Here is a 20,138-nt window from a genome sequence, read left to right as displayed (position 1 = left end):
CCATGCCCCGTATTGCCTTCTGCTTCGCTTAACAGCATCGGCGTCCCGGATTTCTGATTACGCGGCTCAATGGCTGGCCCATCGGTTTCCCCTGTCAACGCTTCACCCTGCACCTCACGGTGCAACGTGCATGACTCGGGGGCTGGTTGATTCGCCATTTCTTACCAGTATCGAACTTTCATCGACTATCCTCCGCCAGCTTTAACTGGCGCACTAAGCGTTCAAGACACTCGGTCCTTTGGCCCCAGGTGACAAGCGAGCGAGCCTCGTGCATCAACAGCATCCGCAGGTCGACGGCAGGCCGGACAACCGTTCCGTAAGAGCGCGGTCGGTGTATTCGATGCGGGCGATCATCGCCTGGGCCAGCGGCGAGAGCGTGCGCCCGTTGCGGCTGACGATTCCGTAGCGGGTGTGCAGCTCCTCCAGATGCTCGGGCAGATCCCGCGGGGTCAGGAGCCTGAGGTTGCCGCGCAGGATGTAGGGCTCCAGGTTGAGCGCACTGCCGATGCCGATGGCGTCCGAATGCAGCACCACGTTGAGCAGCGCGTAGGAGTGCTCGCACTCCACGGCGGGCTGGAAGTCACGTCGACCGCTGTAATCCACCAATACCTTGCGAATGTTCGGCGGACGGAAGGTGGTGGCCAGCGGGAAGGCGAACAGCTCCCGGCAGGTCGGCGCCCCGGTTTGCGCCAGTGGGTGATCCTCCCGGCAGCAGAACGTCCAGCGCTGCGGTTGCAGGCGTACCACCCGGTAGTCGGGGTCGGCCTCGAAGCGGCGGGTGTCGGCGACGAAGAATTCAATTTCGCCGGCGATCAGGCGCGCATTCAACTCCTGCCAATTATCGACCTGGAAATTCACCTGTGCCCTGGGATAGTCGGCGATGAAGCCGGCCACTGCCTGGGGCACCAGTTGCGCCGCCGGCGCAGGCCCGCAGCCGAAGCGCAACGCACCGCTCTCGGCGCCGTTCAGGCGGCCGATCTCGTTGTCCAGTTCCTGTGCCTGGCGAAGCAGACGCCGGGCATGCTCCAGCAGCACCAGACCCTGCTGGGTCGGCGGCAGATCCTTGCTACCCCGGTCGACCAGTTGGAAGCCGGCGCTGTGTTCCAGGGACTGGATGCTGCGGCTGAAGGCGGACTGGGACAGGTTCACCGCCGCAGCGGCGGCGACGAAGCTGCGGTGCTCGGCGAGAGCCACGAAGTGGCGGAGCTGGCGAAGGTCGATATGCATTTTCTACATGGAAACTTTCGATCAAATGCAATTGCTGCAAGGGGGGACGTTTTTTATAAAGGCACGCACTTATTTCCGGAAAATATAAATTTTCGATATTTATATATTAATAAGTAATAAGTGTGCCGTTTCGATACATTTCCGCCATCGGAAATGCTCGCTGGATCTTTCAAGGAGCATTTCATGGTTTTGCAACCTCGCAGGAGACCCCGCGCCTTCGCCAGGCCGAACCAGCTGTATGCCGTGCTGCTGTTGAGCGGTACCAGCCGCACCCTGCTGATCTACTCAGCGGCGATCGAGCATCTGACGCCACAGCGGCTGACCCGGCCGGTGCTCAGCGAAGTGAAGTACGGCACCCAGGAAGTGCTCAGCGAATTCCGCGTGGTCAGCGACCAGCCAGGCAACGTCGGTTACCGGGTGTTGGCAATCGATTTGGAGCTGGCATTCTAAGCCTACCCGGCTCGCCCCATTCATCGACGAGCCGGCCTTCTTGTTTCCCCTATAGGGCACCTCTAAAAACGCACCTCCAGGTTGAGCCAGAGACCGGCGGTAAGTGCAGCACTTGGCATCGGAGCACAGGGATAAGTTCTCGCAAGGCATTCAGCATCGCCAGCCGCGGTACGCGACCGGCGCTCCAGCTCAAGCCATTTCCAGCAGGCTCGACATCCGCTTAAGGTTGTAGACCGCCGATTTGACCACCAAGCTAAACTCGGCACGAGCCAAGCCAATACTCCGGACCACCTTGCCGCCCATCTGTGTCAGGCTGGCAAAAACATGCTCGACCCGGGCGCGGGGGCTGGCCAGGCGTTTGTTCCTTGCCTTGCTCCGTTCGTGGATGGGCTTGCCCGCCTGGCCCTTGCGCTGGATATGTGGCCGCCAGCCGATCAACTTGAGCCAGCGCTCACGCGGCTTGTCGTGATACCCGCGATCCGCCCAGAAGTCCCGACTGCTGTTGCCCCGGTCGAGCACATCCACCAGATGCAGGGTGTCGGCCTCGCTGGCATCGCTCACCCTCACACAGCGGATCAGCTTGTGCCGGCGATCCACGCTGACCGACAGCTTGTAGCCGAAGTACGACTTGCCGTGCTTCTTCGTCCAGCGTGCCTCGACATCCTTTTGCCGGCGCTTGGCGGGCGACCACTCGACGGGTATCGCCCGTTCTTTCACCACGGCCTGCTCATCGGCGGTGTTGTGCTGGGTCGGTGCGCGAACGATGCTGGCATCGATGATCTGCCCTTCGCGGGCCTGGAATCCTTGCGCCTGCAACTGGAGTTGCACCTCGGCAAAGATCTGATGCTCGACATTGGCCTTCACCAGGCGTTCGCGAAAGCACCAGATCGTGTTGCGGTCCGGGACCCGGCCGGTGTGCTTCACTCCGGCAAAGCGCTGGAAGCTCATGCGGTCGAGCAGTTGGAACTCCATTTGCTCATCGGACAGGTTGAACAACTGCTGAAGCACCAGCAGGCGCGTCATCAGCTCTGTCGGATAAGGCGGCCGACCGCCCTTGGCGCGGCTGGGGCGAGGAACCCTGCGGTCGATTTCGGCTGCCAGGGCGACAAAGTCCACATGCTTGTCCAGTAGAGCCAGTGGGTCGCCCAGGCTATCCAGCTTGGCTTCTCGCTCCTGGTCGGCAAACAGACTGAACATCGGCAAGCTCCGGGGGATCAACAAACCGTTGAGTTTACCTTCGGGACGCGAGGGTTTTTAGAGGTGCCCTATAGACGATGATTGAGGAAGGGCTGGTTGCAACATTTACAGTACCCCTGAGTTCGGATCGGATATCACATAATTACCGGCCGTATTTGGCTGAGGGCTATCTGCTGAAAAACGTCTTGCTGTCGGCCCGATACCGATCGGACACTCATTCACAACGCATTCAAACGATCGAGGTTTTTATAAAAGTAAAAGCTCGGCAACAACGCCAATGTGACAATAATGCAGATTATCGAAAGCGAATGAGGCAGAAAAGACAACTGTGCCGTCAAAAACGCAGCAGCAGCCCCCACAGCCTGGTACCCGACACTCATCGTAGCATTCAATACCCCACGATCAGCATTGCCACAACGAGCATTAGCCCCCGAGAGGATATGCGCAGATAACAACTGACGACAGGCATTGTAAACAAACCATACTCCAGAGGCTGCCCATAAGCCCAGAGCAGAAGCAGGCAGGCTCAAGACAGCGATACCATTGATCCCAAGCAAAGCGTAGAAGGCCCCCACTCGCCTGCCCGTCAGCCTCGCCAAACACCACGCCCCCAACACTGCCCCTATTCCGCCGAAAAGCAGCACGGTGGAAGATTGCCCTCCATCCAATAATCGCTGAAAGTATGATGGCATCCAAAAAATCAACGAAAAATAGGCAAAGCCCTGGAGCCAATATAACAGGGCATAACTTCGTAGCACCGCATCCTCTCGGTAAAGCCTTATAGCACCTTGCCTTACATCCGCGCCCCTCAATCGATTGGGTGCATACCGGCGATAGTAAGAAAAATAGCTGATCACTCCCAAGCAAAAGCAAGCAATGGCAAACGTCAGAAACACGTAATGCCATCTAGACGAAGTAGAGAACCATGCCCCTACCGGAAGAGTAATCAATCCCGCCAATGATGCGGCAGTGCTGACGAGCGCAATGACTCGCATACGAACCTTGTCGGCATAGACGTCGGCAATCACCGCATAGAGGCTCGCACCTACAAGTGGCATACAGATGCCGGTCAGCCCTCGTGACACAATAGCAACGGTGTCGTTCTCTGCAAAAAACATAAGCAGATAACACGCTGCGACCGTACAGAGCCCCATCAGTAAACTCAAGGGTCGGCCGACTCGATCGATAAACCGGCCTACGAACATGTTACTAATGAACGCCATCAACGGAAACGCAGCCAACAACAGGCCTATTGAGTCGACATCCAAAACAAACTCTTCCCGTACGCCCTGAAGCAACACCGGCATGATCAATATATTACTGACCACTAGGAACTGGGTCCAAAACAATACAAACCCGATCATCAAACGTCTGCCCTCTGGCACTCTCGAATGCACATGATCGCGCCGTCCATTGCTATCGCGCTTTAGTTCAACGTGCGGTGATCAACCCGGCCAACCGATCTAGACAGTCAGGGATCGGTGTACGAGAGGTATCCAGGTAAACGTCAGGATGATCAGGCTCTTCATAGGGGGAATCAACACCGGTAAAACCGCTTAACTCACCTATACGCACTTTTTTATAGAGCCCCTTGGGATCCCGACGTTCGCAGACGTAAAGCGGAGCGCTGACATAAATCTCATGAAAGCGATCTGCACCAATAATGCTTCTGGCGAGCTCTCGATCACGCCGGTACGGAGAAATAAAGGCTGCCATGACTACCAGTCCGGCATCATTCATCAGCCGTGCGACTTCCGCAACCCGCCGAATATTTTCAGTTCTGCTATGGTTATCGAAGCCCAAGTCCCGACACAGGCCGTGGCGGATATTGTCGCCATCGAGGACACAGCAATGAATACGGTTAGCGATCAGCAGGCTTTCCAAATTAAAGGCCAGCGTGCTCTTGCCAGCAGCACTCAGACCGGTAAACCACAATGTAAGAGGACGCTGCGCCGATAGTGTAGCCCGCATTTCAGGCGTTACCGCCGTACTATGCCAAGTGAGATTATGTTCAGAAGACACCATCATACCTACCATTAGTGCACATCCCAGAATGCAGAAAACTCAAACATCTGCCCCGTGGATGGCAAGCGTTCCTGTTCCCCCTCGTAAATGAGACTCCCCACGGCAAAAGTACCTTCCGGGGTACGTTTGAAAGCCGCTTCTCGAAAACCGGTATCCTTAAAACAGCACCTTATCCTCTGGGCAGCCGCCTCTCCGTCATCGAACTCATTGAGGCTTCTGGTCCACACAACTCGGGCACCGGGACTACAAAATCCCTTCAGCGAAAATATCAGCCGCTCCACGTGATTGGCCCTTACATTCCCGAATACCCCGCATACCATGACAAGCTCGGCTTTGGGCAAGTCCTGATAACTGGAAAACAACGTGGCGTCAGCACAACGAAACTGCACGAAATCGCTGAACCCATGCTCAGCGAATGCCTCTCGGCCCTGCTCAACCAAAATCGGATCAAGTTCGATTAATGTGGCATCCACGGCTTTATTTGTATTCCCTGACAGTAATACTTTCAGTAAATCACGACCGTCACCTGAGCAGAGGCTCAGTACATGAACACGAGGTGACTCTATCGCATTAATCGCGTCTGTGACCTGCTGACTGACCTCTTCAAGTCGAGCCCGCAACGGTAAAGAATTCCGGTAGTTCTCATGCCAACTTTGCCAACCCACAGCATATTCCTTTTTGTTGATGCTCATAAGATTGATCAGTCCAGATCAGACCTGGATCAGATATAGGTAGATTGCTCCTTGACCATCTGATGGAGATCCTTCAACTCTCGAAGCAATTGCTTGACGAGCGCCAAAGGAATCATGTTGGGTCCATCGCTCAGCGCCAAGGCAGGATCTGGGTGGGTTTCCAGAAAGATCCCATCCACGCCTAAGGCCACTGCTGCTTTGGCAAGCCTTGGGGCATACCTAGCGTCACCTCCAGAGCTATCGCCCAAGGCGCCAGGACGTTGAACTGAGTGTGTCGCATCGAATACTAATGGCTGCCCCATCTGCATCAACTGCTGCATCCCACGAAAATCGTTGATCAGGTAATTGTAGCCAAATGAACTTCCGCGCTCGCACACCAGCAAGTCGCTATTGCCAAAGGACAGAACTTTGTCGACGACGCTGATCATTTCCGTCGGACTCAAGAACTGGCCCTTCTTGATGTTTATTGGTTTGCCGACCGCGGCGACCTTTTTCAAGAACTCTGTCTGTCTCACGAGAAAGGCAGGGGTCTGCAATACATCGATGACATCGGCGATTTCATCGAGATTGGTGTATTCGTGTACGTCACTCAGGACCTTCAATCCAAACTGGGTTTTGACCTTTTGCAGAATATACAGTGACTGATCCAGAGGAAGCCCGGTAAAGCTGCTTTTAGACGTTCGATTTGCCTTCATGAAACTTGCCTTGAATACGATGTCGATCCCACAGGCTTGGTGAATATCGGCAAGTGCTTCGGCGATCTGCAGCGTGATCGATTCATTTTCGACAACACAGGGGCCGGCAAAAATAAAGAGTTCATCCTTATGATTACCGTTACGGCGCTCAGGAAAAATCTTATACAACACTTCAAAACTCATGATGGCTCCCGTTTGGGTTGTTCAGGCTATGCTTAGCTGCACTATAGCATTGCAGTGCCACGGCTATCCGGGAGATGTCCACAGTCGCTGTATCTCTCGAAACATACGCGGCGTTGTAGTCTTTGCCTTTCAATGCTTTGTCTAACAAACCATGAACCTCATAACGGGGTGGATCCCTAGGCTTCACATAATCGCGATAGCGCTGGGCAACATCTATCCCCCCGAGCCGGATCCTGATCTCGTCAAGCGTACGGGTGAAGTGCTGTTCCTGCCCCAGAATCAAAGTTTCAACATCGAGCACCGTGGCATATTTTTGCTGAAGGGCACCTCTAAAAACCAGCCCGGCCGCTGGGTAAGATCATCCGCCTGTTGATCACCCGGAGCCTACTGATGTTCAGTCTTTTTGCCGACCAGGAGCGTGAAGCCAAGCTGGACAGCTTGGGCGACCCACTGGCCCTACTGAACAAGCATGTGGACTTTGCATCCTTGGCCGCCGAGATCGACCACTGGGCTCCCAGGCCCAGTAGGGCCAAGGGCGGCCGGCCGCCTTATCCAACGGAGCAGATGACGCGACTGCTGGTACTCCAGCAACTGTTCAACCTGTCCGACGAGCAGATGGAGTTTCAACTGCTCGACCGTATGAGTTTCCAGCGTTTTGCCGGGTTGAAAAACTCCGGCCGAGTGCCGGACCGCAACACGATTTGGGTCTTTCGCGAGCGCCTGGTACAGGCCAACGTCGAGCATCGGATCTTTGCCGAGGTGCAGCGTCAGTTGCAGGCACACGGCTTCCGGGCTCGCGAAGGGCAGATCATCGATGCCAGCATCGTTCGCGCGCCCATCCAGCACAACACGGCCGATGAGCAGGCCGTGGTGAAGGAGCAGGCTGTGCCGGTCGAATGGTCGCCCGCCAAGCGCCGGCAAAAGGATGTCGAGGCGCGCTGGACGAAGAAGCACGGCAAGTCGTACTTCGGCTACAAGCTGTCGGTCAGCGTGGATCGCCGGCACAAGCTGATCCGCTGCGTGAAGGTGAGCGATGCCAGCGAGGCCGACACCCTGCATCTGGTGGATGTGCTCGACCGGGGCAACAGCAGCCGGGACTTCTGGGCGGATCGCGGGTATCACGACAGACCCCGGGAGCGCTGGCTCCAACTGATCGGCTGGAGGCCATCTATCCAGCGCAAGGGCCAGGCCGGCAAGCCGATCGGTGAACGGGACAAGGCACGAAACAAACGCATAGCCAGTCCCCGAGCCCGGGTCGAACATGTCTTTGCCAGCCTGGCCCAGATGGGCGGCAAGATGGTCCGAAGCATTGGCTTGGTCCGGGCGGAGTTCGGTTTGGTGGTCAAATCGGCGGTCTACAACCTCAAGCGGATGTCGAGACTACTGGAAATGGCCTGAGTCAGGTCGCTGGTTGCATACCGCGACCGGCAGCAGGAACTTCTGCGAGACATCAACCCGGTCAACGGATGCCAAGCGCTGGGTTCGTCACTGCTCGACCCAGCTCAGGTGGGTGTTTTTAGAGGTGCCCTGAAGTCGTAGAGTATTCAGATAGGCTTGGTTGAACACTCGATCATTGACCGGACGATCGGAATAAAAAGCCTTTTCCCATGATGCCAGACATTCTGTGGGCGAACGTAGCACAAGTACGAGCAAAATTTTTTCAGCCTGGAAAATATCGACTGCCTTTTGAACCGGATCGTAACCAGCCTCTTCCAGACTATATGGTCCAAATGCCTCTTTGATAACAATGCGATTCCCTACATAATGCTCAAATTTCATCTCGCTAGAGGTGCCGCTCAGCTCACACCGGATTTGATGTTTTAACGGCTGGAAAACACCAATGAAGTCACTATGCGATAAGGCGTTGAAAACAAAAGTAGTCCCGCTTCTACAGGGACCAGCGATCAGTACAAGGTCATACACTATCCACCACCTCCTTGATTTTGCCCAGTAACTCATCTCGCTCTTGGAACTGCCATTGAAGGCGTCTCGTAGGAAGTTGATCCAGTAAGGCATCACGGTCAAAATCCAGCGATTTCGAATAACCTAGCCACTTCGGGCGTTGCGGATCAACCGGTGTCAATAGCTGCCCTTCGATCACTTCCCGTGCATTATTTTCGTTTCCCACCTTACCTAGGCAGTCGGGTAACACGATGAGTTTAGGGGGTACCGGTCGTGTCTCTATTCGTAGAGGCTCACAAAGCTCCAATACCCTTAGCTTTTTTTTCTTTCCACCGGATGGCTGAACAAGTCGTAACTCCTCAAACCATCCCAGAACATGGAACTTTCCGGAAATCGGTATGATCGGAAGACGGTCGTTAGTAATGAATTTTGCACCATTAGCCTTCAGGGACTCCAACAAGCAAGTAGTCTTCCCCTGCCCCTTCTCCCCAACATAACAAATAGCTCGACCATCCAACGAAAACGCTGAGGCATGCAGTACAGCACCACCGGCATTTTCTATTTTGGTGATGAGCAATTGTTTGATCACCCGCTGAATATCCTTGACCAAGGCATTTTTGGTCACATAAATAATTTCAACCTCTGTACCGGAAATACTAAATAGCGTTCCGTTTAGAGGATTGAAGATGTCCCGCCTTGTCGGCGAGTAATGTTTTTCCACGCCGAAACGAAAGTCCGAGACGGCATCGTCCAACAAAAAAGTCATGGGGGTCCAATCAGATCCAACCAGATCAAAATCGCCCTGACGCAACAAGATTGTGTAATGAGGTTGCCCCGTCGGTGCTTTCACTTGCAGAAATGGCATCAGATATTCACGAAGAATACTATTGAACAATTCGGCATCTCGCTCGTTTATGCAATATATTCTGAGGTCGACCAAGCCATAATAACTCAAACTAATCTCACGACAATCTGTACTTTTCAAAATACTCCTCCTTGGCCTTTAAAAATAACTCAAGCGATTGAGGCGTACAGTAAAGCTTGTCATTACAAATAGGTACGCCGACAAAGACACTCTCACCGGAGGTGAGGGTTACTCTGACTTCCCCATGAATCTTTCTTTCACGCGCCCCACCAATATAGTTAAGCGCCTGAATAATTGCGCGCCCACAGGAGTAGCTTGAATAATTTGCGACCGAATGGTAACGCTGCATTTTCCACCATTTGAAATACTCATCTTGACGCAGATTTTTTCTGAGCAGATCAAATAGCCGGTCACTCACATATCTGTCTTGCGTTTCACGATGTGACTTATAAATTTCAGCATTAGAGAAACCGTCAAATACGCACATCTCTTGAGCATCGTAGAAAACCTGCTCCTGTATATTATGTGCACCCAAAATATAATCGACATCTGGGTTTTGATAGGACAGTCGATTGTAGTCATTCTGTACGCCGACACCAATGGTAAATGCATCGATAGTGGATTCAATATACCACCCTAACTGGGTGCATGGATTGGTGACCAGAATAATGTTCTTTCCACTCATCAGTTGAAGGTAGTGACCAATAATTTTTTTATTACTGGTAAACAGGTCGTTTTTGCTACCTTGTGCGGCTGTTTTGGTACCGGCAATGAAGAGAATAGTGTCGCTATTAATAATTGAGGCCTGATCGAAGGATACCCGCCATTTCTGGACTAAGTGATCTTGAAAGCTACATTCCAGCCGGCAAGCTTGCTCATGGCTTTCAACATAGAACACCACCCCCCATCCTTCACAGGCTCCCAACAATGACATTAACGACTGCCCGACATGCCCAGTACCACCGATCACGCAAAGAGTACTGGTACTTTTTCTCGGCGTGCTAATCCGCATTTCAACCTCATCCTTATTGTTGAGTACACATTTCTTGAACCATCAATTACAGGATACCCTTGATAACGCTCAGCCACTCCAATAGCGTTGGTTTACTCGATGCCCCATGGATTATCAGGTTTTTTTGGCATCGACTGAATACCTCAGCAGGTATGGCTGATCCCGCGATAGCAACCAACTCGATCAGACATTGAGAGATCGGTACAACGAGATAATATCTGTCGGCCATTACCCATAAATAATCCCAGTCAATGCCTCCAGCGACCAATACCCTCAGAGCATCCACAAAGGGATAAACACTTGGGGCATCGAAAACATCCGAGACCGTACACACTCGGCAAAACAATGAGCAAAGATAGAGCTCCGGACAAAGCCCCGAGCAAACCTCATCGGCAATCTTTGTGACTCGTGTTCGATGCCAAACATCTCTCTCATCGATTCCCGGCATTACGGAAAATTCTAGATCGATGTAGGCAATCACCATCGGCTGCCCTGACTGATAAATCATCGTGTACTCAGAAAGTATCTCTTGATAAGGCTGTAACACCTCAGCTTTGCCAACCTTCACATAGGGTCGAACAGACTGTTCATTCCAGGCCACACCCATCGCATCGCTCAACACCCATGGCAGCATATGTAGGGATTGGCCATCAACCGATAATTGCCCCTTGCTGACCTGCGCCTGAACAAACCCCATGCCTTCGAACACTGAAGCAGCACAAGACAGTTGATTGCGTCTGATGATCAGATCGACATCGGAGATAAAACGATGAGCCGAAGCACTCTGATAGTTGTAAATGAAATCTATGCCTTTGTAAGGCATGACATCAATACGACTCTCATTGAGTGCTGTGAATACAGGCTCCAGCATGGATCGCCTGATCGCAGTCACTTCCACCAGAGCATTATAAAGCTCTACGAGCTTAAAGAGCTGACACTCTTGGACAAAAGGAAAGAGGCTGTCAGCGAATGACATCATTTTCGTCTTGTGCATGAACTGCACGACTGTATTTTGATTTTTATTCAACCATGTCTTGTCGATTGCTCGAACAAGATTATCAGCATAAACTACCGATTCACCTTCATCGATTGACATCATGCCGGCCGACAGTGCCAACATCAGCAGATTTATTCGCGTATCGACAATCACACGCGCCTCACACATGGAAATGTAAAGCTTGCTGGAGCCTTGAATCGATCGGGGAGTAGCACTATAAAAAATGCGAGAGTCACTATTAGCCGCACAGCATCTCTCCATGTTAGTTCCGGAATACCACCTCCCACCGCACGCATATTTACTTGTGAAAGCATACACTTCAGATCCTTCTGAATCGTTAAATTATTGTTATTTAAGTTTTCACAAAAAAGAATGAAGATCCAATGCATTTAACAAATACCTTAATGCATTAAACGCATATGATCCGCATCAAGTTACAGGCCATTCTCATTTGAAGTAATTTGAGTAGCTTGATATTCTCGAAATTTTTTTGAAATAGGATGAGGCTCTACTGGTGCGCGATGATAAATGGGAGCGCTCAAGGAAAGTCTGAATTAGCCCCGACATTTCCTGCCCGAGCGCTAGACTGCTCAAAAAAACGGCAGCTCCGCGGCAATTCAGGCCGATATTTCTTTGCAAATCCATGTCTTGCCCTTGACGAGGCGCTTTGCCGGGATGATTCCCCGCATTACGGACGCACCTCTCCTGCCACCAGCAGATGTTTTCGCGCCATCCACAGGTTCGACAGGGCGAACAGCGTCACCAGTTGCGCCGTGTTCTTCGCCAGGCCGCGGAAGCGGACCTTGACGTAGCCGAACTGCCGCTTGATCACCCGTGAACGGATGCTCGACCTTCGCCCGCATCTGCGCCTTGGCTTTCTCGATCCGGCGTTTGACGCGATACAGGACACTGCGCTTGCCATGCCTCTGGTAGGTGCTGCGGCGAGCCGCGATCTGCCAGACGACTTTCCGTCCGGCATGCTCCGGACGTTTCTCGACACCGACATAGGCCGCATCGAGACTGACCAGGTTTTCCTCGCCATGCAGCACCTTGTCGACCTGGGTGACATCCGCCACGTTGGCCGCCGTGCCCACCACGTGATGCACCAGGCCCGACTCGGCATCGACGCCGATATGCGCCTTCAGTCGGGTAAGGCAGGAGTGTTACCACTCCTGCCTCCCCTGAGAACCGTACATGAGAGTCACCCCTCATACGGCTCAAGCCTTCCAGCAGCCGGGTGACCGGGCTACCTGACGCTGTGCTCTCCTGCGCTCCAGGTAAAGCGTCCATGCAGGGTCGAACGGGTTCGCCGCGCTGCATATCCTGACGTGCCGTATGATCGGAACACTGGCTGCAGCGAACAGCCAGACGGGCTGGCTCATGCCATGCTTTCTTTCCTTGCAAGCAAACACCCAGTGTCGTCGCCCCACCACGCGGAAGTATCGTTGCTTTACCCAGTGAGCACTTTTCATGGCATGCCGGCGCACAGCCCAGCGCCATAGGATTCGCCAAATCTGGTGGTCGATCCATGCGAAGCGGGCGGCAGCAACGACATGGCGATGATACATGGCCCACCCCCGGATGATCGGGTTCAGGGTCAGGGTCAGGATCAGGATCAGGTTCGCCTGTGTGGCTGCCTTGTTCCCGTTTACGACTTCCCGGACTTTCTCCAGGAGCACTTTCACACTCTTGCGAGCTGGAGTGATCAGCAGCTTGCCGGCGTACTTGCGTACGTTCTGGCCAAGAAAGTCGAAGCCTTCGGAGATATGCGTTATGTGAGTCTTCTTTGCCGAGAGCTCCAGGCCCCGCTCTTTCAGGAACGCCTCGATCGCCGGTCGTACCTGATGTTCCAGGAGAGATTTCGAAGCCCCCGTGACGATGAAGTCATCGGCATACCTTACGGCATGGACCTTGAAGGGCCTTCGCCGGCGTTCTGTCGAAGCCACGCTGGTGAGAGCGGCCTGCTCCAGTCCATCCAGGGTCCAGTTCGCGAGTATCGGGGAGATGATTCCCCCTTGCGGGGTTCCCGCCTCCGTTGCGAACAAGGTTCCCTGCTCGACATACCCTGCCTGCAGCCATTTACGCAGAATGGTCTTGTCCATGGGGACATTGGTGAGCAGCCAATCATGACTGATATTGTCAAAGCAGCCACGGATGTCTCCTTCAAGTATCCACTCTGCCGAGCTACGCTTTGCCAGCACGGTGAAGCCGTGTGCGATGGCATCGGCCGTTGAACGTTCTGGCCGGAAACCATACGAGTTGGGATCGGCACGCGTCTCTGCCACCGGCTCGAGCGCCAGTTTCCACAGCGCTTGCATGGCCCTGTCCCGCATCGTTGGAATCCCCAGTGGGCGTTCCTTGCCGTCGCTCTTGGGTATGTAGAGGCGCCTCAGCGGCTGTGGTCGATAACCACGCTGCTTCAGCGCCGATGCTCCCTTCGATTTGGCGACCGGAGTCGACCAGATCTTGCCGTCGATTCCCGGTGTTTTCTTCCCTCGATTTTCCGTCACTCGTTTCACGGCGAGCATCTTGCCGCTGTACGAGCGAGTCAGCAGCCTCTGCAAGGCTTGCACCTTGCCCCACCTGCCTTCTCGTGTTGCCTTGGCAATACGCACCTGGAGTCGTTTCACGTCCGATTCGATCCGGCACCAGGATTGGGGCCAGTTCGATTTGGCATGCGAAGGTGCACCAGAACGTGGCGTCGCTGCTTGCGCATGGCGAGCTGGTTCTGTCATCTGCTTTCCTCCGTCCAACGATTGGCAAGGTTATTTCGCCATGGAAGACCTTGTGGAAGTCTGCTCGCTTTCGCGCCAGGCCATGTCTTAGCCCGTATCCACCCCGTTACAGGGCGGCCTTCGCTTTCTCCACATTCCTTTACCCGCAGCACCCTCAGCGTTCCTCGCGGTCCGCCTGCCGTGTCCGGCGATGCTACGGGCTTACCCTGTTCCGCATGGATTTCCGAATGGGTCGGACCCCTCGATTTCGCCGGCGGCACTTCGTCCACGAGGGGCTATCGGTAAGAGCCCCTGCCTGACCGCATACCTTTTGGTTCAAGCCTGTCAGCATCTTTGGCTTGGCTGTCATGACGACGTTTATAGGAGGTTCACGTGTGTTGGTCGTACCCATTCATCCCTAGCGCCTCTCCGCCTTGATGCTGGCAGATTCGGCCTTGCCTCACGGCTCGACCTACCGACGACGTCGGTGGCTACATTGTCCCTAGAGCTTCAGACCAAGCTGTTGCCGGCTTCGCCTGTCCGGGTAGGGAACGGTTGGTGGAACAATCGGTTTCGTCGGACGCGGCCGCGAAACAGAAACCCATGCGACTTTCAGGTCGCACCGCCGAAGTAGTACTGGTTGCCCTTCTTCGTCGAGTGCATTTGCGGGTCGCGCTTGCCGTCCTTGTTCTTCGTCGAGCTCGGCGCATGGATCAGGGTGGCGTCGACAATGGTGCCCTGGCGCAGCGACAGTCCGCGCTCGCCCAGATAGCCGTTGATCACCTCCAGTATTCCCCCGGCCAGTTCGTGCTTCTCCAGTAGGCGACGGAAGTTGAGGAGGGTCGTTTCGTCCGGGATGCGCTCCAGGCTCAGGCCGGCGAACTGGCGCAGGAGAGTGGTTTCGTACAGCGCTTCCTCCATCGCCGGATCGCTGTAGCCGAACCAGTTCTGCATCAGGTGCACGCGCAGCATGGCTGCCAGCGGGTAGGCGGGCCGACCGCCTTCGCCCTTGGGATAGTAGGGCTCGATCAGGGCGATCAGCCCCTGCCACGGCACCACCTGGTCCATCTCGAGCAGGAAGCGCTCGCGGCGGGTCTGCTTGCGCTTGCCGGCATACTCGGCATCGGCGAAGGACAGTTGCTTCATCGGGAAACTCGGACAAGGGAGCGGGTGTATTTCACCAGAATCGGGAAGTCTTTTTCAGGATTTCCTCAAGGATCTGCTACCGGGCAAAGACTGCGCCCGAGGTGTCACAGCCCATGATAACCGCCTGTTTGTTAAGTTGATCGGCATAGGGGGCAGCCGTCAGGCTGTGCCCCTGCCACACCACCCGGCATGCGGGTCCGCACCGGGCGATTCGAGAAGTTAAGGTTATGTGAGTCGGGGTATAATACCGAGCTTGTTTCACTCCACACTTCCTCCCCACGCTCGCTCACCCTCACGCAGTTGTGCTTCACTTCGCTCGCTGTGGTCAGCTCGCGAGAGGACTTTCACCTCCAAGATCGCGCCCATGCTGGGCGCACACATCCTTCCCGCCCTAGTGTTATGACACAGCTAAATCTGCGTCATGCATAATGTCGGCATGGAACATTACAGAATCATCCTCAGTCCTCAAGAAAGAGCGCGGTTGCAAGAGCTGACAAGCAAAGGCAGGACCGCGGCAAGCCAAGTCATCAACGCCCTGATCCTGCTGGCCTGCGACCGCTCGCAAGACCAGGGGCCGCGCAAGACCAGTGCACAGATCGCCCAGATGCTGGGCGTGAGCCAACGCAAGATCGACAACCTCAAGCGGCGTTGCGTGCAGGAAGGTCTGGAGTCGGTGCTGGTGAGAAAGAAACCCCGGCGCGAATACGCCCGCAAGATCGACGGCGAACTCGAGGCACGCCTGATCGCCCTGAGCTGCGGACCTGCTCCCGAAGGTCATGCGCGCTGGACGCTCAAACTGCTGGCCGAGCGTGCGGTGGAGTTGGAATATGTAGACTCGCTGTCGTCGGAGACGGTGCGACGTGCCCTAAAAAAAACGAACTCAAGCCGTGGCGCAAGGTTGGCTGGGTGATCCCGCCGAAGGCCAGCGGGGAATTCGTGGCGGCCATGGAGCAGGTGCTGGATGTCTACAGTCGACCCTATGACGAAGGCCATCCGGTGGTCTGCATGGACGAAACGCCGCGGCAACTGATCCGCCAGGTGCGCGAGCCCCTCGAGGCGGTACCGGGGCATCCCGGGCGCGATACGAGTACGAGCGCGCTGGCACCTGCAACGTCTTCGTAGCCTGTGAGCCGCTGGCCGGGCGGCGCATCGCCAAGGTCACCGAGTACAAGAAAAGGCAGGACTGGGCGCTGTTCCTGCAGGACATCGCCCAAGCCTGGTCCGGGGCCGAGCGCATCACGCTGGTGATGGACAACCTCAACACCCACAGTGCCGCCTCGTTGTACGAGACCTTTATGCCCGAGCAGGCCAAGGCCCTGAGAGATCGCTTCGAGTTCGTCTACACCCCCAAGCATGGCAGTTGGCTGAACATGGCCGAAATCGAGATCAACGTACTCGCCGGCCAGTGCCTGGACAGGCGCATCGACTCCCTCGAGCGGATGCGCAAGGAGGTCGCCGCATGGCAGCAATGCCGCAACCAGCTCGATGCCAAGATCAACTGGCAGTTCACCACCCAGGATGCGAGGGTCAAGCTACGCAGCCTATATCCGCAGATTGAAGTGTGTTGAGATACTAGAAGTACGGGGCTTTCCGCGCATTTCGGTAAGCTCCTCCCCTGGCCGTCGCGACCGCACTCGCCGGGCGCGACGGCCGGCATCCGAGCGGAAACCGGGGCTGGCGCCACCCCATTCCGGGACTAAACACCTAGAGCCGCTCCGGTTTCGTCTATGCTCGAAGGAGCGGAAAGATCGGGCAAGGAAGCCGATGCCTTTCCCCAATGGAACCTTCCGGCCATGGCCATCCCCCGGCGCGCCACGCCGCCACATCCCGGGCCGGACAGCAAGGAAACGCCGCGCGCGGTCAGGGCAACCCCTCATCCGGGGCGCTTGACGGCGGGAAACCGAGCGACTCAAATCGCGAACCATTCTTAATTGGGGCAACAAGGAGCTGTTCATGAAAGCCCGCTCTCCAACCATTCTTCTCCTCGCCGGCATGGCGGCCGCCAATCCCTCCCCGGCGGCCGACGGCAGCCTGGAGTCGCTGGCCGATATCGCCCGGCGCCAGGGCTTTGGCAGGGCCTGCCCGCAGATCGGGCCCCGCCTGGAGGCGCTCGAAGAACCCGGGGACGCCACCGGCAAGGACTGGCGCGCCTATGTGACACTCAAGGCCGGTTGCCTGCTGGAGGCACGCCGCGACGCCGAAGCCATCGCCTTTCTCGAAGCCAGGCTGGCGCGAGGCGGGCGCGCGCCCCAGTTGCTGGAAATCCTCGGCACCGGCCAGTTCCGCAGCGGCCTGGACGCACAAGCCATCGCCAGCTTCGAGGAGGCCCTGGCCAAGGGCCTGCCCGAGCGGACCAGACCGAACGTCTACAGCAAGCTGGCGACCGCCTACCTGAAACAGGCCTCCGCGAACGGCCAGCCGGCCGATCCGGCGGCCCTGGCCCAGGCCGAGCGCTACGCCAGGCTGGCCCTGGACAGCACCCGGGAGCCGGCGCCCGCGGTCTATAGCCAGCTCGCCCTGGTGAAGAGCGCCCAGCAGAAGCATGACGAGGCGATCGAGCTGCTGGAGGAAGCGCTGGAGAAGAACGCCACCTACGAAGGCTGGCCCTCTCCCGGCGTGCGCAAGGTGATGGACGCGCAGTTCCTCATGAGCCTGGGTCAGGTTCATTACCGGAAAGGGGAAAAGGAGCGCGGCCGGCTCCTGATGGACGCCGCGGTGGAAACGGCCCCCAGCGAATCCCAGAAGAACGTGCTGGACAGCATCCGCGACAGCACCCTCGATCCGCGTCCCGCCGAGCAGTTGCAGAAGGCCATGCCACCGTTCGTTCCGCTCGACAAGGGCGTCTGAGACGTTCCCCTCCCTGCCAGGCGCTCCGCCCGAGCGGACGCGGCCTGCCTGAAGCTTGCCGATCAGCGGGCTTTCGGTTCCCTCTTCCCCTTTGCGGAGAGGGGGCGATCCGTGCATACCGTCCGCCCCAAAAGGCGGGCGAGAATTCGGCGAAATCCGGGGATCGCCAATGAATTCGCGCCCCCTCGAATCGCCATCGACCTCGCTCCTCCGGACAAGCCCTTGAAAGGGCCGGGTGAAAACGCTCTAAATCTCCACCTGCGTCCCCAGCTCGATCACCCGGTTCGCCGGCAGTTGGAAGTAGCGCATGCTGCTGTTGGCGTTCTTCTGCATGAACACGAACAGGGCCTCGCGCCAGTAGACCATGCCGATGCCCCGGGTCGGGATGAGGGTTTCCCGGCTGAGGAAGTAGGTGGTGCGCATGGGGCTGAAGTCGAGGTTTTCCAGATGGCTCAGGCGCAGGGCGTCGGGAATGTCCGGCTCCTCCATGAAGCCGAAGTGCAGTGCCACGCGGTAGAAGCCCTCACCGTAGCTGTAGACCTGGAAGCGCTTTTCTTCCGGCACGCGCGGCGTGTCCTCGGAAACCACCGTGAGCAGCACCACCCGCTCGTGCAGCACCTGGTTGTGCAGCAGGTTGTGCAGCAACGCATGGGGCACCACGTCGGCTCGGGCGGCGAGGAACACCGCGGTGCCCTGTACCCGATGGGGCGGCTGCAGGCGCACGCTGTCGATGAAGGCCGGCAACGGCAAGGCACTTTCCCCCAGGCGTTCGATCAGGGTTTCCTTGCCGCGTTTCCAGGTGGTCATCAGGATGAACAGGCCGATCCCGGCGATCACCGGGAAGGCCCCGCCCTGGAAGATCTTCGGCACGTTGGCGGCGAAGAACAGGCTGTCGACCAGCAGGAAGCCCAGCAACAGCGGGACCGCCAGCCAGCGCGGCATCTTCCACAAAAGCAGCATCACCGCCGCCACCAGCAGGGTGGTGATCAGCATGGTGCCGGTCACCGCCACGCCGTAGGCCGAGGCCAGCGCCCCGGACGAGCCGAAGCCGAGCACCAGCAGCACCACGCCGACCATCAGCGCCCAGTTGACCACGCCGATGTAGACCTGCCCCTCCTCCGCGCTGGAAGTGTGCTGGACCTGCATGCGCGGCACGTAGCCGAGCTGGATCGCCTGGCGGGTCAGGGAAAAAGCGCCGGAAATCACTGCCTGGGAGGCGATGATGGTGGCCAAGGTGGCGAGCGCGATCATCGGCAGCAGGGCCCAGCCGGGCGCCAGCAGATAGAAGGGGTTGCGCGCCGCCTCCGGGTCCGCCAGCAGCAGCGCGCCCTGGCCGAAATAGTTGAGCACCAGTCCCGGCAGCACCAGCAGGAACCAGGCACGGGCGATGGGCCGGCGGCCGAAGTGGCCCATGTCGGCATACAGCGCCTCGGCGCCGGTCAGCGCCAGCACCACCGCGCCGAGGATGGCCACGCCGAGCCCCGGATGGACGATGAAGAAGTTCGCCGCCCACCAGGGATTGAGCGCCAGCAACACTTCGGGCCGCTGCAGGATGCCGTACAGGCCGAGCAGGCCGAGCACGACGAACCAGGCGACCATCACCGGGCCGAAAAGGGTGCCGATGCGCGCCGTGCCGTGCCGCTGGATCAGGAACAGGGCGATCAGCACCGCGAGCGCCAGGGGAATCACCCACTGCTCCAGCCCCGCGAAGGCGAGCTCCAGGCCCTCGACCGCCGACAGCACGGAGATCGCCGGCGTGATCACGCTGTCGCCATAGAACAGCGCGACGCCGAACAGACCGAGCAGCACCAGCGCCCGGCTCAGGCGCGGGTGAGCGGCGGTGGCGCCGCGGGCCAGGGCGGTCAGCGCCATCGCGCCGCCCTCGCCGTCGTTGTCGGCGCGCAGGATGAACGACACGTACTTGAGCGACACCACCCAGATCAGCGACCAGAAAATCAGCGACAGAACGCCGAGCACCCCGTCGTGGTCGGCCCGCACCCCGTAATGACCGGCGAACACTTCCTTCAGGGTATACAACGGGCTGGTACCGATATCGCCGTAGACCACACCGGTGGCGGCGACCAGCAGGCCCAGCGCGGATGAGGCCTGGGGCCGGTGGTTCGACTGCAGCGCGAGTTCGCTCATGAATGCACTCCTGGACAATGACTGCCTGCCCGGCCCGGACA

General features: G+C 57.0%; 16 protein-coding genes and 3 pseudogenes. 4 read left to right on the top strand and 15 right to left on the bottom strand.

Annotated features, from left to right (window positions below):
• Positions 1–273 precede the first annotated feature (273 nt).
• Positions 274–1,227 carry a LysR family transcriptional regulator gene (locus AVCA_RS11275; RefSeq protein WP_012701050.1) on the bottom strand — a complete coding sequence of 318 codons (954 nt, stop codon included), beginning with the start codon at positions 1,225–1,227 and terminating at the stop codon, positions 274–276.
• Between the two features lie 183 nt (positions 1,228–1,410).
• Between AVCA_RS11275 and AVCA_RS11270 the strand changes: the two genes are divergently transcribed.
• Positions 1,411–1,677: a hypothetical protein gene (locus AVCA_RS11270; RefSeq protein ID WP_236616380.1), complete on the top strand. Its 267-nt coding sequence runs from the start codon at positions 1,411–1,413 to the stop codon at positions 1,675–1,677.
• 189 nt (positions 1,678–1,866) lie between these two features.
• Here AVCA_RS11270 and AVCA_RS11265 read toward each other — a convergent pair whose 3' ends face one another.
• The 6 genes from AVCA_RS11265 to AVCA_RS26395 all read right to left on the bottom strand — a co-directional run bounded on the left by AVCA_RS11265 (position 1,867) and on the right by AVCA_RS26395 (position 6,770).
• A complete protein-coding gene (locus AVCA_RS11265; RefSeq protein ID WP_373878256.1) occupies positions 1,867–2,895 on the bottom strand; it encodes an IS5 family transposase in 1,029 nt (342 codons plus the stop codon).
• A gap of 197 nt (positions 2,896–3,092) precedes the next feature.
• Positions 3,093–4,238 (bottom strand): MFS transporter, encoded by a 1,146-nt coding sequence (locus AVCA_RS11260; protein WP_236616379.1) that lies wholly within the window; start codon positions 4,236–4,238, stop codon positions 3,093–3,095.
• 67 nt (positions 4,239–4,305) lie between these two features.
• On the bottom strand, positions 4,306–4,911 hold the full coding sequence (gene cysC / locus AVCA_RS24850; protein ID WP_012701046.1) for an adenylyl-sulfate kinase: 606 nt from the start codon (positions 4,909–4,911) through the stop codon (positions 4,306–4,308).
• The gene (locus AVCA_RS24005; RefSeq protein WP_072432933.1) at positions 4,911–5,591 is read right to left on the bottom strand and encodes a class I SAM-dependent methyltransferase family protein; all 681 of its coding nucleotides are present in this window, start codon (positions 5,589–5,591) and stop codon (positions 4,911–4,913) included. Before AVCA_RS24005 ends, cysC begins: the two co-directional genes overlap by 1 nt.
• 29 nt (positions 5,592–5,620) lie before the next feature.
• Entirely contained in the window at positions 5,621–6,469 is an 849-nt protein-coding gene (gene kdsA, locus AVCA_RS11250) for a 3-deoxy-8-phosphooctulonate synthase (protein WP_012701044.1), read from the bottom strand.
• Positions 6,459–6,770: a hypothetical protein gene (locus AVCA_RS26395; RefSeq protein WP_175556054.1), complete on the bottom strand. Its 312-nt coding sequence runs from the start codon at positions 6,768–6,770 to the stop codon at positions 6,459–6,461. The genes kdsA and AVCA_RS26395 overlap by 11 nt, the downstream gene beginning before the upstream one ends.
• A gap of 68 nt (positions 6,771–6,838) precedes the next feature.
• Between AVCA_RS26395 and AVCA_RS11245 the strand changes: the two genes are divergently transcribed.
• A complete protein-coding gene (locus tag AVCA_RS11245; protein ID WP_407919052.1) occupies positions 6,839–7,867 on the top strand; it encodes an IS5 family transposase in 1,029 nt (342 codons plus the stop codon).
• Positions 7,868–7,954: 87 nt separating this feature from the next.
• Here AVCA_RS11245 and AVCA_RS24840 read toward each other — a convergent pair whose 3' ends face one another.
• The 7 genes and pseudogenes from AVCA_RS24840 to AVCA_RS11220 all read right to left on the bottom strand — a co-directional run.
• Positions 7,955–8,392 carry a hypothetical protein gene (locus AVCA_RS24840; protein WP_236616378.1) on the bottom strand — a complete coding sequence of 146 codons (438 nt, stop codon included), beginning with the start codon at positions 8,390–8,392 and terminating at the stop codon, positions 7,955–7,957.
• Positions 8,385–9,356, bottom strand: a complete 972-nt coding sequence (locus tag AVCA_RS24835; protein ID WP_231876413.1) for a phosphoenolpyruvate carboxykinase (ATP) — start codon at positions 9,354–9,356, stop codon at positions 8,385–8,387. Before AVCA_RS24835 ends, AVCA_RS24840 begins: the two co-directional genes overlap by 8 nt.
• Entirely contained in the window at positions 9,334–10,248 is a 915-nt protein-coding gene (locus tag AVCA_RS24830; protein ID WP_236616377.1) for a Rossmann-fold NAD(P)-binding domain-containing protein, read from the bottom strand. The genes AVCA_RS24835 and AVCA_RS24830 overlap by 23 nt, the downstream gene beginning before the upstream one ends.
• 46 nt (positions 10,249–10,294) lie before the next feature.
• Positions 10,295–11,398: a nucleotidyltransferase family protein gene (locus AVCA_RS11240; RefSeq protein WP_231876411.1), complete on the bottom strand. Its 1,104-nt coding sequence runs from the start codon at positions 11,396–11,398 to the stop codon at positions 10,295–10,297.
• A gap of 535 nt (positions 11,399–11,933) precedes the next feature.
• A pseudogene (locus AVCA_RS24825) lies at positions 11,934–12,390 on the bottom strand (transposase); the annotation flags it as partial.
• 72 nt (positions 12,391–12,462) lie between these two features.
• Positions 12,463–13,980 carry a group II intron reverse transcriptase/maturase gene (gene ltrA / locus AVCA_RS11225; protein ID WP_012701037.1) on the bottom strand — a complete coding sequence of 506 codons (1,518 nt, stop codon included), beginning with the start codon at positions 13,978–13,980 and terminating at the stop codon, positions 12,463–12,465.
• A 603-nt stretch (positions 13,981–14,583) separates the two neighbouring features.
• A pseudogene (locus AVCA_RS11220) lies at positions 14,584–15,105 on the bottom strand (IS5 family transposase); the annotation flags it as partial.
• 436 nt (positions 15,106–15,541) lie between these two features.
• Between AVCA_RS11220 and AVCA_RS26015 the strand changes: the two are divergent.
• Together AVCA_RS26015 and AVCA_RS11205 are read left to right on the top strand one after the other, a co-directional pair.
• Positions 15,542–16,673 (top strand): annotated as a pseudogene (locus AVCA_RS26015) (IS630 family transposase).
• Between the two features lie 385 nt (positions 16,674–17,058).
• Positions 17,059–17,952 carry a tetratricopeptide repeat protein gene (locus AVCA_RS11205; protein ID WP_012701035.1) on the top strand — a complete coding sequence of 298 codons (894 nt, stop codon included), beginning with the start codon at positions 17,059–17,061 and terminating at the stop codon, positions 17,950–17,952.
• A 246-nt stretch (positions 17,953–18,198) separates the two neighbouring features.
• On the opposite strand, the gene AVCA_RS11200 is transcribed toward AVCA_RS11205, so the two are convergent.
• Complete coding sequence (locus AVCA_RS11200; protein WP_012701034.1) at positions 18,199–20,097, bottom strand: potassium transporter Kup; 1,899 nt, start codon at positions 20,095–20,097, stop codon at positions 18,199–18,201.
• Between the last annotated feature and the right edge of the window lie 41 nt (positions 20,098–20,138).

Source organism: Azotobacter vinelandii CA (genome assembly GCF_000380335.1).
Lineage (GTDB): Bacteria > Pseudomonadota > Gammaproteobacteria > Pseudomonadales > Pseudomonadaceae > Azotobacter > Azotobacter vinelandii.
Note: the sequence above shows the minus strand (reverse complement) of the source record. Positions and strands in the feature narration are given on the sequence as shown.

Excerpts from the sequence above, each read along its gene's own strand:
- AVCA_RS24830 (WP_236616377.1), bottom strand. The coding sequence starts at position 10,248 with ATGCGGATTAGCACGCCGAGAAAAAGTACCAGTACTCTTTGCGTGATC.
- AVCA_RS11200 (WP_012701034.1), bottom strand. The coding sequence starts at position 20,097 with ATGAGCGAACTCGCGCTGCAGTCGAACCACCGGCCCCAGGCCTCATCC.
- AVCA_RS24005 (WP_072432933.1), bottom strand. The coding sequence starts at position 5,591 with ATGAGCATCAACAAAAAGGAATATGCTGTGGGTTGGCAAAGTTGGCAT.
- AVCA_RS11205 (WP_012701035.1), top strand. The coding sequence starts at position 17,059 with ATGAAAGCCCGCTCTCCAACCATTCTTCTCCTCGCCGGCATGGCGGCC.
- cysC (WP_012701046.1), bottom strand. The coding sequence starts at position 4,911 with ATGGTAGGTATGATGGTGTCTTCTGAACATAATCTCACTTGGCATAGT.
- AVCA_RS11260 (WP_236616379.1), bottom strand. The coding sequence starts at position 4,238 with ATGATCGGGTTTGTATTGTTTTGGACCCAGTTCCTAGTGGTCAGTAAT.
- ltrA (WP_012701037.1), bottom strand. The coding sequence starts at position 13,980 with ATGACAGAACCAGCTCGCCATGCGCAAGCAGCGACGCCACGTTCTGGT.
- kdsA (WP_012701044.1), bottom strand. The coding sequence starts at position 6,469 with ATGAGTTTTGAAGTGTTGTATAAGATTTTTCCTGAGCGCCGTAACGGT.
- AVCA_RS11270 (WP_236616380.1), top strand. The coding sequence starts at position 1,411 with ATGGTTTTGCAACCTCGCAGGAGACCCCGCGCCTTCGCCAGGCCGAAC.
- AVCA_RS11275 (WP_012701050.1), bottom strand. The coding sequence starts at position 1,227 with ATGCATATCGACCTTCGCCAGCTCCGCCACTTCGTGGCTCTCGCCGAG.